Origin of the sequence: Bradyrhizobium shewense, from assembly GCF_900094605.1 — a bacterium.
GTDB classification, from domain to species: Bacteria; Pseudomonadota; Alphaproteobacteria; order Rhizobiales; family Xanthobacteraceae; genus Bradyrhizobium; species Bradyrhizobium shewense.
The window spans coordinates 1-12,575 of record NZ_FMAI01000040.1; the positions used below are offsets into that span (position 1 = coordinate 1).

At 58.4% G+C, this 12,575-nt stretch carries 12 protein-coding genes; 2 read left to right on the forward strand and 10 right to left on the reverse strand.

Annotated features, from left to right (window positions below; translation table 11 throughout):
- Together GA0061098_RS39265 and GA0061098_RS39270 are read right to left on the reverse strand one after the other, a co-directional pair.
- Window positions 1-995, reverse strand: a 995-nt coding sequence (locus tag GA0061098_RS39265; protein WP_165637904.1) for a LuxR C-terminal-related transcriptional regulator, incomplete at its 3' end; no start/stop codon positions are given.
- Between the two features lie 249 nt (window positions 996-1,244).
- Entirely contained in the window at window positions 1,245-1,868 is a 624-nt protein-coding gene (locus tag GA0061098_RS39270) for a response regulator transcription factor (protein ID WP_091966878.1), read from the reverse strand.
- Window positions 1,869-2,255: 387 nt separating this feature from the next.
- Here GA0061098_RS39270 and GA0061098_RS39275 point away from each other — a divergent pair, with 387 nt between their 5' ends.
- Complete coding sequence (locus GA0061098_RS39275) at window positions 2,256-2,567, forward strand: hypothetical protein (RefSeq protein ID WP_245323903.1); 312 nt, start codon at window positions 2,256-2,258, stop codon at window positions 2,565-2,567.
- Here the strand turns inward: GA0061098_RS39275 and GA0061098_RS39280 are convergent.
- The 5 genes from GA0061098_RS39280 to GA0061098_RS39305 all read right to left on the reverse strand — a co-directional run bounded on the left by GA0061098_RS39280 (window position 2,564) and on the right by GA0061098_RS39305 (window position 7,689).
- Window positions 2,564-3,163 (reverse strand): phasin family protein, encoded by a 600-nt coding sequence (locus GA0061098_RS39280; protein WP_091966880.1) that lies wholly within the window; start codon window positions 3,161-3,163, stop codon window positions 2,564-2,566. The genes GA0061098_RS39275 and GA0061098_RS39280 overlap by 4 nt on opposite strands.
- 593 nt (window positions 3,164-3,756) lie before the next feature.
- Window positions 3,757-3,957 (reverse strand): hypothetical protein, encoded by a 201-nt coding sequence (locus GA0061098_RS45450; protein ID WP_165637905.1) that lies wholly within the window; start codon window positions 3,955-3,957, stop codon window positions 3,757-3,759.
- A 1,005-nt stretch (window positions 3,958-4,962) separates the two neighbouring features.
- Complete coding sequence (locus GA0061098_RS39290) at window positions 4,963-5,301, reverse strand: PilZ domain-containing protein (RefSeq protein WP_091966882.1); 339 nt, start codon at window positions 5,299-5,301, stop codon at window positions 4,963-4,965.
- 804 nt (window positions 5,302-6,105) lie between these two features.
- Window positions 6,106-6,765, reverse strand: a complete 660-nt coding sequence (locus GA0061098_RS39300) for a GDSL-type esterase/lipase family protein (protein ID WP_091966886.1) — start codon at window positions 6,763-6,765, stop codon at window positions 6,106-6,108.
- 363 nt (window positions 6,766-7,128) lie between these two features.
- Window positions 7,129-7,689: a hypothetical protein gene (locus GA0061098_RS39305; RefSeq protein ID WP_091966887.1), complete on the reverse strand. Its 561-nt coding sequence runs from the start codon at window positions 7,687-7,689 to the stop codon at window positions 7,129-7,131.
- Between the two features lie 1,057 nt (window positions 7,690-8,746).
- Between GA0061098_RS39305 and GA0061098_RS39310 the strand changes: the two genes are divergently transcribed.
- Window positions 8,747-9,667, forward strand: a complete 921-nt coding sequence (locus GA0061098_RS39310; RefSeq protein WP_091966889.1) for an arginase family protein — start codon at window positions 8,747-8,749, stop codon at window positions 9,665-9,667.
- Window positions 9,668-10,122: 455 nt separating this feature from the next.
- Here the strand turns inward: GA0061098_RS39310 and GA0061098_RS45455 are convergent, their stop codons facing one another.
- The 3 genes from GA0061098_RS45455 to GA0061098_RS39325 all read right to left on the reverse strand — a co-directional run bounded on the left by GA0061098_RS45455 (window position 10,123) and on the right by GA0061098_RS39325 (window position 11,771).
- The gene (locus tag GA0061098_RS45455; RefSeq protein ID WP_165637902.1) at window positions 10,123-10,611 is read right to left on the reverse strand and encodes a hypothetical protein; all 489 of its coding nucleotides are present in this window, start codon (window positions 10,609-10,611) and stop codon (window positions 10,123-10,125) included.
- Window positions 10,612-10,931: 320 nt separating this feature from the next.
- Window positions 10,932-11,327 (reverse strand): hypothetical protein, encoded by a 396-nt coding sequence (locus GA0061098_RS45740; protein ID WP_208610729.1) that lies wholly within the window; start codon window positions 11,325-11,327, stop codon window positions 10,932-10,934.
- A 225-nt stretch (window positions 11,328-11,552) separates the two neighbouring features.
- Window positions 11,553-11,771, reverse strand: a complete 219-nt coding sequence (locus GA0061098_RS39325; RefSeq protein ID WP_091966893.1) for a hypothetical protein — start codon at window positions 11,769-11,771, stop codon at window positions 11,553-11,555.
- Window positions 11,772-12,575 lie beyond the last annotated feature (804 nt).

A 12,575-nucleotide genomic window follows, 5' to 3' on the forward strand; every position in this document is an offset into this window, starting at 1 on the left:
TCGAACGCCTGCACGGCGTGGTTGGCACCATCGAGCTCGTAGATCAAGGCGGCGAAAGCTGCAACCATGAAGATGCTGTAGCTGCCCGAACCCGGCCTCGGCGCGTTGAGTGCTGCCTGCGCAAATAGGCTCGCGGCAATCTCGGCGTCGACGAGTTTGCCGGTCGGCGATGGCGTCCCAGTTGCGACGCCGGCGCGGTCCTTGCTCGCGCCTCTGGCCGGGGTGCCACCTGATACTGCTTCCTTGCGGCTGATTTTAATGGTGACGACCTCCGAGCCGCCATTTGTGGCCTCGACCGTGAAACTTTCGGTTGCGGCGTGACCGGGCGAATCATCCAACGCTGCCAGGATCGCAGCAACCAGGATACTCATCGCGCCATAACGGCGCGACAGTGCCAGCGCGGCGAGCTCCGTTCGGCTGTTGATTCCCAGCTTCTGTCGCGCGTGGTCGATGTGAATCCTGACGATCTCCAGGGAGACACCAAGCACCCGCGCAATTTCAGTGTCCGACAAGCCTTCCGCGACGAGATCCATGATCGTCCGCTCGTTGACGGTCAGAAGCGCCAGAACGTTATTGCCGAATGAGGCGATTCCACTGGCTTCGTTACCGACCCTCGCCAGGTCAGACCCCAGTTTTTCCAGCCTCAGCGACTGCACCAGCGCTTCTGGCTTGGCGTTCATCGAAATCGCGCCGCAAGCGCCGGTCGCCAGTGCTCTGGCAAGATCGCCGCAGGTGACAGTAGCAGTGAAGAACACCAGCCGGGAGGTAAGACCTTCGTCGTCCACGGCGGCGAGGATGTCGGAGGCGGTTACATCAGTGAACCCGTCCTCCAGCAACACCACATCGGGCGTCAAGCGGCGAAGGGCCGCAAGGCAACTAGCGCCATCGAGACAGCACCCAACCACTTCGAAATCTGGCTGCGCTTCGAGCAGCGATACAAACCCCTGCAGAACAATGGGACGTCTATCTGCTATCACAAGTCGAACGCGACGCATGGGCTTCCTTCGCTCGGCCTTGCAACACAACATGAGAGGCCGCGACTTAACTCCGCTCGGCCGATTGCGTTCCAAATTGATGGGATTCCTGCGGACGCTTCTGACGATGAGTTCAATCAGTTCATCGGGATAGCTTCATATGGCTCGCCCTCTTTGCCGTCGCGCGCGTGAGGTCATGCCGCTCAAGTGCGCACAGTGAGCAGGACACTCTCCGATGTCGCCGCTGCGCAAAAAAAAGCAGGATCCCGGTCACCGGCGCAAATCGATCTCGACTGCGATCCGGACCAGGTCGGAGTGATTTCGAGCGCCGAGCTTGGACTTCAGCACGGAGGTCGTGTTGGCAACCGTTTTATAGGAGATGCCGAGTTCGGACGCGACTTCTGAAATGCGGTCGCCACGACCCAAAAGCCTCAGGATCTCGAGTTCGCGTGGGCTCATCTGCGTCAAAGGACTGGCCTTGATCGCCGCACCCGCGAACGTCGTTGCTTCCGCCAGACGCGGTGAGACGAAGCGCTCGCTGGCTGCAACCTTCCGAATGGCCTTGGCCAGGAGCCGGGGATCATCGCTCTTTGAGACATATCCCTGAATGCCCATCTCCACAGCGCGCACCACGAACGCCGGATCCTCACTTGCGCTGAGCATGACTATTTTGGCGGCCGGATCATCCCTGCGGATTCGCCGGGTCAACTCGAAGCCGGTAAGGTCGGGAAGCCACACGTCAATCACGGTGACGTCGGGATGCTTCTGCAAGTACGCACGGTGGCCCTCCTTTGCATCGGAAGCCTCCAGGATCTCGACGGCAGGGTCCGATGTGAACAAGGCCCGGCAGCCGGTCACGACAACGGGATGGTCGTCGACGATTAGTACCCGCATTTCGATCTGGTCCTCATTTGCACGTGCGCGCTTCCTCCAGTTGTGGAGAACGTCGCGAGCACTTTAATGGTTCAAATATGAGCGGGACGTGGAGCGAACCGGCAAAAGGAGTGCGAATTTCAGAAGATTTGGAATGTTTATTCCTTTCGGCAGAGGCTGCTGCTTCCTATCGCTTTGATGATCCTGAGCGCGCAGTTGTCCGGCGCGAGGGCGCTTCTCGTCTTCTTCTAATCAGTTCGAGGACGAAAATAATCGGGGCCCCGCACGCGCCCTCGAGGGAACCTAGAACCATCGCCGTGGCAAGCCACGCGGCTTTGATTGGACACCGCGCACGCCGTGGTCGTTGATGCGATCCGAAGTTATTCGCCTTGCTAGGAATATCGCAGCATGTGGAACTGGATGCTGGGGCTAGAAAGCAATCGCGTGATCGGACTGCGCCTAGCGAAGTTGATGCGCGGTGGCAAAGCGGCCCAACGTGAAGCCCAGCGCATGGTGAGTGAAAAAGTGCTGGCGGCGGCGAAGGCCGGTACAGGCCTGATGGCTGGCGCATCGGGAGACAAGATTGTTGAGCAATACCGAAGGAAGGTCGCGGCAAACGCCAAACGCCTCAGCGCAAACGAAAATCGCGCTGAATTCGCCAGGGCGGCAAGAGCGGCTTGCCCTGCCGCTCTCTCCGTTGAACAAGTCCGCCCTGCTTAGCGTGGGATCTGATCCATAGTTTTTTTAATCTGCTTCCCGGTATCGTCGGCCATTTTGAGCGACAAGTCGGCGATACGACGGCTGCTTTCCAGAGCGGTCTCTACTGTCTCCCGCACCATGTCACTCTGCACCGCCGCAAAGTCCTGTGGAGTTCGGCAGGTCCACAACCTGTTCAAGTGCTCGATGTGCTTCTCAAATTGTTGACGAACCATCTGGAGGTACTCTTGGGACATTCCCCCCATCACTTTGGCGGCGGCTGTACCACTGTAAAGGAGCGTCTGCGCGTTGCGAGCTGACCGTTCGGTTGCCGCCGTTACCTTTTGCGCATCGTCTTCAGATAAGCCAAGCGTGCGGCTAAATTGCTGGCTTGACCGTCCCATTAGTGAGGTCGCCGCCTCGAGGCTGGAGCGCCAGGTCTGCTGTAACGTCTCAACATTTTGCTTGAGCATATCAGCGCTGGCCCGTGCCACTTCTTCGCCAGCTTCAGCCGCAGCTTGCCCGATGCGCGTAGTCTGCTCCGCAGCCCTCTCGCCTGTACGGCGGGCTGCGTCTTCCATGTTTTGTGTCGATCTCTCTTCCGGACGCGGGTTTGCCATCTTTGGTTCTCCAATGATTGTGTCGATGACTCCCTCAGCCTATTGTGCAGAAACGCCATCCTGATGAGACCGTTCCTGAGACTTCCCAATCTTTCAGCTTGGCCGATGTCGCTAGGAATTATAAGCGAGGGTTTACTGCAGCTCGTTCCCGCCACTACGTATGTTGCTCAAGAAGAGTAGCAGAGGGCTCTCGCCGGTTATTCTGTCGTGAGCTGACGAAACCGACGGTGCGGTCGTGAGACAGGTCAGCATACTTGATCAACGACGGCTGATTGCGCCGAGGAGTAATATCAACGCCGAAGCGATGATGGCGAGGAAAATGCGATTTCATGGGCATTCACCGCTGCGCAGCCCCGAGCATAAGCTGCTCTGACAAGCCGTCCGCGCCACGCTTGATGCTCGTAGCGCCTACGCCCAATGCCCCTGCTAGTAGTAGTCGTTCCCGACCCATACTTTCGGAGCCGAACCCCGAAACCAAGAAGAAGGACCGTTGTCTGGTCCGTGCTTAGCGAGGATCGTCCGCTGTTCGCCTTCGCTGGTATCTGGACGATGCGCGGGGCCAACAAAGAGGATCGCGCGGCGGCAGCGTAAAATTATGGACGCGCATTCGATGTCGTCCAGAGGATGCGCAGCTGCTCCAGCACGGGGGCGATATCGTTATGGATGAACTTGATCATGATCGGTATCAGTCGCGGCGCGTGTTGCCGGATATGGTCCACCTGCGTCGGGCCAAAATCGTGGCCAAGCCGATTGCGGATTTCGCGAGCCCGAGCCGACGCCGGAAGTGCGGACATGGAAATCGACTGATCATAATACTGACCTCGCCGCCGCGTTTGGCCTTCTTGCGATCCGTACAGGCGATTCGCGCTGGCGCGATAAGGCAACGGTTGCTGAGTACTTCGTAAATACGATGTGGGATGCGGGGTGCGCCTGATTCGCCGCAGGGACCGCTGAAGACGGTGTCACGCATAATCCGATTTTTGCTCTGGATGCCCAGATCCGGCCTTTGACAGCGCTTCACGGAGCGGCCGGGAAATTTGCATCGGCAATGACGACCGCCGAACAGCGAATGAGTGTTGAAGACCGCGATGGTGTGTGAACCGAAGGGACGGGCCAAATGGCTCTCTTGATGAAATAGCTCGGCAGGATTGAGAGGGCAGAATCGTTAATCGCTATCATCGAATCCCAGAGGTCGCCCGAGTTCTATGCCACGACTGTTCGCGCGTTACCGACGGGGTTCGTGTTGGGCACCGACCCGACCAAGCCGCGACGCTATTTCCGATTGTTACATCTTGGCGCCGCTTCGTGGGCTGCCCCCGCGGAACGTGGGTTCAATCCCTTTACGATGACAAAAGGACTTCCCTAGCTGAGCCGCAGTGCTTCTCGTCCCGGCCGTTTCGGTCTGTTTTGATTTCGATATGTCCGCAAAGGGTCATTCGCGTCGAATTGGCCGTGTCGCCACCACGTCCGGTCTGGCTTCGGCTGCCGACGCGCCGGGCACCATCGTGATCTTCGCCTTCGGGCCAATAGGCGACATTGCGGGAAGGGAAAGAGGCCGCCAACTGAGGCGGCCTTACCGATCCGGCTGGACAACAGCATATTACTCTTCGAACTGCTGCCGTAACCATTGAGGTGCGAACAGGCTGTCAGGTGCTCCACTGCAAACGATCCGGTCTACCCCTCTGAACCGAAATGTAGCGGCACCGCTTCAACAGTAGCTAAGGGCCAAGAGAGGACCTTCCGGATACCTCTTCGATCGCCTCATCGCCGTGAGCAACGAATCACGTCGGGACTTCAAGTTAGAGGCGCCCGCGGCGACCCAAGATCGGGCGGCCAAGTCTCACCACGTTCATAGTGCCGCTGGAATCATTCGCTGGTTTCGGCGAGCGGCGGCGCAGAAGGAAGGATACGCCGCAAAGTGTCTGCTTCCTCCACACGACGCGACAGAAGAACGCCCCAGAATGGCCGTCGAACGACAGCACAAATTCGTGGGCAAATATGTAGTACGGCGTGGAGATGCAGGCCCCTAGGGCGCTGATGTCGCGCACCACGCATGGATGCGTTCCGTTCATTTCGCCAAATGACAGCCGGGCCGCCCGATTGATCGGTATCCGCTTCATTACACGACGTTCGATCATGGCGAGTGTCTCCGAACCAAGAGGCCCGATCGAGAAGGATCGCAGCGATCTCGATGGCCACTCCTTGAGAGATCGGTTTTCCGCTCCCGCCGACGCGCGGAAAATAACATTGGGCACGTTGATCTGCGCGGCGCGCACTAACCAGCAGGATTATTGTCTCATTAAAATTGCATCGGATTAAATGGTTAATTCGAGCACGCGATTCGAAATTTGGAAGCTGAAAAAGCCATCTCAAAGATGCGCTTTTTACGCGCTTTGTGCGGTGCTTCACAGCTTTTCCATGAGGCTGCGCTAAGATTAAATTCGGAGCTTGGGTGTTTTTACATTTTTCCGACGGCGATTATTTGGCAGTTGCAGTAGGGGGCTGATGTGTAGTCGTGGTCTGGTGCGCGACCGCATCGTGGTGCTGCGGAGCATCGGATTGCTGAGCTCTCAGCTGGCAGAGCTTCGGAGCCTTCGCGGCCGGGTGGAACAGGCCGAGGACCGAAAGGGCCGAAAGACGTCCAAAATTTGCAGGTATCTCTGCGATGCGCGCCGATTGCAGCGATAGCGACAATTGCGGGGTGTTCGAGGACCGCAAACCGCGACGTGCCAGAGGTGCGCGCAGCCTCCACCTTCCGTCGAACATCGGTTCAGGTGCAAAACAGATCTCGGTTTGTTTTGGTCTGCTTCGGGTCAAAGGCTGCCCTCGGTACCCAGCGGGACCTTGGTCGGGTCAGCTACATGAAGCGGACATCCCGGGACTTTGGGCGAAGGTCAGCCACGGGCCAGGAGCGGAAGTCGGCCGAGCGTCAAATCATGAGATCACGATCTCGAACGCGCTCGATCTATGAGAGCCTCGACCGTTGGAAGAATTTGCGCGACGAGCGCCTTGTTTCCGGCAGCGTTGGGGTGCAGGCCGTCCACCGCGTTTAGTTCAGCATTGTCCAGGACCGCATCGTTGATGGCTGGGAAGAACAGAACGTTGTATTCACGGGCAAGGGCGGCGAACATTTCGACAAATGCTTTCTCATGTTCGTCTCCAAACTTTGTGTGCGCTCGCACCCCGCAGAGGAGCACAGCGATCTCCCGAGCTTGAAGGTTATCCAGGATCGCTGCTAGGGCAGCGCGAGTGACGTTTGGATCGAGTCCCCTGTCCATGTCCCACCAACCGAGTGCCACAATCACTGCGTCGGTATCGACTTTCACAACTCGGTTCAATCTTGCGAGTCCCTTCGCCGCGGAGTCACCGCCCGCGCCCGCGTTGAAAACTGATACCGACCGACCTTTCGCTTTCAGGGCAAATTCGAGTTGGATTGGGATGCGATCCGTTTCAGCCACCTTCCCTTCAGTGAGAGAATCGCCGATCATAACGATCTTAGTCGCCTCTTCGTCGGCACGGACGCTATTGCTTACGATCCATGCGAGCACGAAACAAAGCGCGACGGCAATAGCTGCAAGGCGATTTCCGAATTCTGATTTCATCTCGTTCTCCCATGTGGCTAGAGAACGCCTCCCGTCTCCTCGTTGGGGCCGTGCTCGTGGGAAGGCCGGCATCAAAAATTGTAGGTGCGGGAGTATGCGATGCTCGCCTAAAGCATGCCCGCCGCTCAATCAGCTTTACGGAGATGTCGGCGCATCCCGTTGTCGATAGGCAGTTCCAGATGGAGACTAAACCTTCTCAAGTCCGGCCGAAAGAGGCGTTCTGTGCGCGCCGCTCTCAAGCTTGTAAATGTCCGATTCGGGTCACAAGCGGACTCATGCTGGGCAGCAGGACCGATAGGGACGCGCGTTTAATCGCGCGCGCCCCGCACAGAACCGTACTGGCGCGGATGCAAGATCGCGAGGTCAGCGGACCGGCAGCATCAAATGCTCGTATTGCGTGCCAGGCCACATCACATAGGGCCTCGCTGGGTCGGCTTTCGCCTCGCGTGGATAACCATCCAACATCTTAGCGCCAGAACCCACGATCATTACGTGTGCGCCGGTTTTAATCCAACTGTTGCCGGGCTCTTCTTTTGTTGCATAGGGGTCGGTGTTGCTTGCACCTCCGTCCCCTTGGAGCATGTACATGAACCCTACCTTATTCGCCGGCGGCTCTTTGTGATCCATCCATGCAGTCGCCCATTCCATCGCGTTTCGATCGCCGCACATCGGGTCGGGGTTGGCCGGATCGGCATGACCCGGCATGCACGTCCACTGCCCGGTTCCTTTGCGCAAGGTCCGCATCTTGCCGTCGTGATCCATAGCGACGATTGTTGCGTCTTTGGCGATGGCCTCGGATGCCGCGGACAGCGACAGCTTAATCAGCTCCTCGTCGCTCTTCTTGTGGCCGGTTGACTGTTGAGCGAAGGCGTAGCTCGGGGTAAGCGCGAGGACAAATAGAGTTACATAGGCCAGCGATTTCATGGCGAAATCCTCCCATGATTTTTCGCTGATGCCAGCCGCGGAGGAGCCGAAGGCCGGCGTCTACGCTGAGGTGCTTGCACGTATGCGCTAAGGTGCTTGCACGTAGTTATCCTAGTCTCCCTTTTGCGCTCCTGAAACGCGCCATTGGCCGCTGCGGAGCGGCTCCGGGACTTCCGCTCAGGGTCAAAAAGCGAAAAACTCTGCGTAAGGCAAATCTCGTCCGCGGCGCCCCACTAAGCTGACTACTGTGAGGGGCGTCGCTACTTCGCTGATGGCCAAGTAGCCAAATTGACTCGGCGTCACGCAAAAAAAGCAAAGCCACGCCGAGGAGTGATCGGAACCTCAGTACTTCCGGTTGAACCTTCGCGCGGTTCCGATGACCCACGCAAACGGGCTGGGAAACGGAGGTTTCCATGACCAGTTCCAATGGACGCCCAGTGCATCTTTATCGGTTGATCGTAGCGCGCACGGTGGGTGTGTGCGGTCACATTTTTCGGCATCAACACAGCCTATCCACATGACCTGATGCGACCAGAACTGAACGCTTGGTTCAAAAGTCTCAAGAATAAGGCAGGTGAGCCGTGCTGTGATGGTGGGGACGGCCAACATGCGCAGGCCGAGTGGGATATGGCAAAAAATGGCTATAGAGTCCTTCTGAAGCATCCGCATCGGCCAAACGAACCCGGGCAATGGTTTGACGTGCCACACTCTGTCGTGCTCAACCGGCAGAACCTTAGCGGCAGGGCGATGGTTTGGTGGTGGCCGTCCTACGACGATGGAAGAATGACTCCTATGTGGCGCTGCTTCATTCCCGGACCGGAGGGATGATCTTCCCTGGAAAAACAATAGCACCCGTAAGTCCGCCATGGGTCAAAATGCGAAGAACTCAGGTTGAGCAACACCGGTCCGCTCTGGCGCGATAAGCCGACCTCCATCACATGCGGGGCAACTTCGCAGACGGGCCATTTGCAGACATTTAGGACACCATCGCACCAATCGGAACCCGAGCAAGCGACCAAGGTTGAACAGGACGCGTAGAAAATCCTGGATACTTGCAATGCAACCCGAGGCGACTTTTCTGGGTGTTGAGGCTTGTGACCTGACCACCACTCTGCCGGTGGCCGACGTGATCTTGTTCGGCGCGTCCGATGCCACACCGCACGTTGTAGGTCAGACCAGCCATGCCGCCAATGCGCCAGACTTCATTCGTCGCGCTCTACGTCATTACGAGAATGATCTCGCCCGTTGGGATTTTGATCAAGAAGCGGAGTTGCTCGCGCCAGCCAAATTGAGGGTGTTCGACGGTGGAAACCTTCTGACGGATCCGATGACACCTGAGAGCAACCGCGATGCGATCAGAAGGACCACGGAAGCAGTCCTTTCGGCCGGCGCGGTTCCGATCCTGCTAGGCGGAGATGACTCGGTTCCGATACCTTTCTTCGAAGCCTTCCGCAAAAGCAAAGGGCTGACCATCTTGCAAATTGATGCTCATCTTGATTGGCGTGATCAGCGGAACGGGTCAGGCTATACATTCTCGAGCACAATGCGACGAGCCAGTGAATTGCCTTGGGTCAGACGCATCGTGCAGGTTGGCTTGCGCGGCATTGGCGGCTCCGGTCGTGCTGAATATGACCATGCAAAGGCGTGGGGCGCGAAGATCGTCACCGCGAGAGATATTCGGGATCACGGGATCGCAAACGTTCTTGAACTGATAGAGGAGGACAGTGAGTGCTTAATTACCATTGATTGCGACGGCCTCGATCCATCAGTCATACCGGGCGTACTCATACCGCAGCCAGGCGGGTTGTCGTATTTTGACGTTGTCGATCTCATGCGGGGTGTCGCGTCAAAGTCCAGAATAGTCGGGCTGGACGTCGTTGAGTTCGTTCCCGAGCGCGACGTGAAAAATCTCGGAGCGATTGCTGTCTCGCGCATTGTCTGCAATGGGTTAGGTTGCATTCCGAGACGAGCCTTATAGTCGCTCCTGTCAGGCATAAGCATTCCAACTTTCGTCCGGAGGGTCGTTCACGTCGATTTGGCCGCGTCTCCGCCGTGTCCGGTCTGGTTTCGACTGCTGACATCGCCGGAAGCAGTCGTGATTGTCGCCTTAGGGCCACAAGCTGACCTTCACCGCAGGACAGCGATTTCGTAGTGGACAATCAGCTGTATCTTAGCCGGGTAAATCAACGCGAGTGGTCACGTGGAATCCGTCTCGTTCGGCGTGCGTTGCGCGGCTTGCCGGCTGAGGGGAAAACTGTGAAAGCTCAGATCGAGCAATTCGCGTCTGCTAAACGCTGCGCAGAAGATCTCAAATCAGCGAGCGGCAGCTTCCTTCGGGCCAGAAGCCGACCTCGGCACCGGTTTAGGCGACGGGTAGGTCCCCGAACCTCAAAGGCGCGATCAGCGTCAACAAACTCAGGGAGGGCTCGGGCTTCACGCGGGATTTCGCAGGTGTCGTGAGGAAGCCATCTCGGATTCCGCCTCCTTTATTGTGTTGAGAACGTTTTTCACGGACGCTTCCAAATTAGATACAAGATCGGGATCGGCTTCGATCCGCGGTGGACACAGTAAGTAGACGGGACGAGCATCGTCGAGGTGTGCTTCGGAGCGACGCGTCGCAGCGTAGGCTAACACGCGTTGGGCATCCTTATGGCGAAAGAGGAATGGGATAAAGCCAAGTGCGAGGAGTGCCATCATCATCGCTAGCAGCCCGTCGAGTGACCTCGTTGTCGACGCGCCGTCATGTTCAATAACGGAGGGCGCGGTGACTTGAGCGACATCCGCCGAGGCATCTACGAATGCCGCGCCGGTCGTTTGCTCGCTTTCGCGCTGGATTGCGGGTGGCGGGGAAAGCTTAACTACTTCCGCAGCGGTATCTACCGGCGCTGCACCAGTCGTTTGCTCTTCCTTACGCTCGATCAAGGATGGCGGCGCTACCTGGACTTCGACCCGCGAACGATTTACCGATCTGCGGGCAGCCGTCGCATCATCGCCCTTCCCGCGACGCGCTTCCAATGAGGTCCGCGTCCCGAACGATTGCACAGATCTCTGGTCCGACAGCATCTTCCGCTTTTCGTGCGGCTTGAGCCTTGCTCGCTGAGCCTTGTGAAGCCTGTGGAGGTCAGACACGGGCGCTGCGTCCCTCCACATATCCCACCGAACCCGGGGCGCTCGTTCGCGGAACGGATAAAAAGTATCGTCACGAACCCAGCCACCACCAGACCAGGCCTTGCTCCTTTGGATCAGCTGCATGTTCGTGCCCAGCCCGCTGGAATAGGGCAAGCCGGATGCACCAGCATCATGATGGCCCCCGCCATAACCGCTACCGGCACCACCGTTGGCAGCTCCCGCACCACCAGCGGCACCGGCACCACCGCCGCCAACTCCAGCGCCACCGCCGCCAGCTCCAGCGCCACCGCCGCCAGCTCCCGCACCCCCAGCGCCACCGGCGCCACCGCCGCCAGCTCCTGCACCACCAGCGCCACCAGCGCCACCGGCGCCACCACCGCCGCCAGCTCCAGCCCCACCAGCGCCGCCGGCACCACCCCCGCCACCGCCGCCGCCGCCGCCGCCACCGCCGCCGCCGCCGCCACCGCCGCCGCCGCCGCCGCCACCGCCGCCACCGCCACCACCACCACTCCCGTGGCCAAAGGCCTGGGTGATGACCGGCGGGGTAATCAGGGTAATCAACAACGTTGCTATGACCGTAGACTTGATCACCGACGTGAGCATATCTGCCTCCAATGCGCTCTACTCTTTGGCGCGGTAGCACTCTTCAGAGGCCAATAGGTCACCGGAAGCTGAAGGCGGCCGAGTTCATTGAGCGCTGAGCGGCGCTTGCTGCTGCCCGACCGAGCTTTGCATCAGCTGAAACTCGGGTCGAGCTTCTGCTCAGCCTCAAGCACTCGTTCGCGAAGCGCTTCCAGGTCCGCGAGCTGAGAAGCGAGCGTTTCGAAACGGTGACGAAGAAGAGCAGCGGCCGCCGCATCCGCCCAGGGATTGGCCGCCGGCACCTCGGCCGATTTGAAGAGATCGGCCCGGGGGGGCGAAGGGGAAGTCTGGAGATGATGGAGACCACTCATGGCCAGGTTCCTCCGCGTGGCGACGTACCTAGGGTTCGAACCTCCACACGTTCCCCACCGACTTCGTCGCGAGAAAAGATAGAGCCGTAAGCCGCGCCCCGTCGGCGACCCTCAGCTAATCTTCACCGTGTTTGTGGTGATGGCGTTCGTGGGACCCCGCGCCCTCCCTGCCACACGCCGCGACCGGGTTGATGTCGACAGCAGCATGGTCAAGGCAGGAGTCATTACAGCGGCGAGTTTTCCGCAGGTCTTCAAAACTCGCGCCGGTAGTCGTGTTCGGCATGAGGACATGGCGCCTCGTTATGGCTATTGCAATTAAACCGTCTTTCAATCTCATAAATTAAACTACGTTAATCGAGTTCAATCACTAAATATAACAAGACCCGGCCTTCGCGTCCCTAGCGCTCGGTGGGGGAATTCTTCGCGGTTCGTTCGAGTTTGCTCCTAGGCCGAGCTGATCGAGCCGCTTTTCGAGCTCGCGCTTTTCTGCAAGGAGTCTCGCCGCGAGGATCTGATCGACCTCCGTGTGCAGCGCCCACAATTCATCAATGGACAACGTGTCAAGGTATTCCCGATCCGTGCCAACTCCATACGGAGAACGAGTTTGGGCAATTAGGGCACGTGCGGGGCGCGCACCTCTTGGCCCAAAAATTTGTCGGGTGTCGCCGTGCTTTATATTGTTTAATATTTGAATAATTAAATTGGACTAATCCGGTAATTAACTTCTTCCCGTCATTGCTCTTGGCGAGAATTAACCAACGAGCAGCCCGAAAACGACGTGCTGGACAGAGAGACGACGACAAA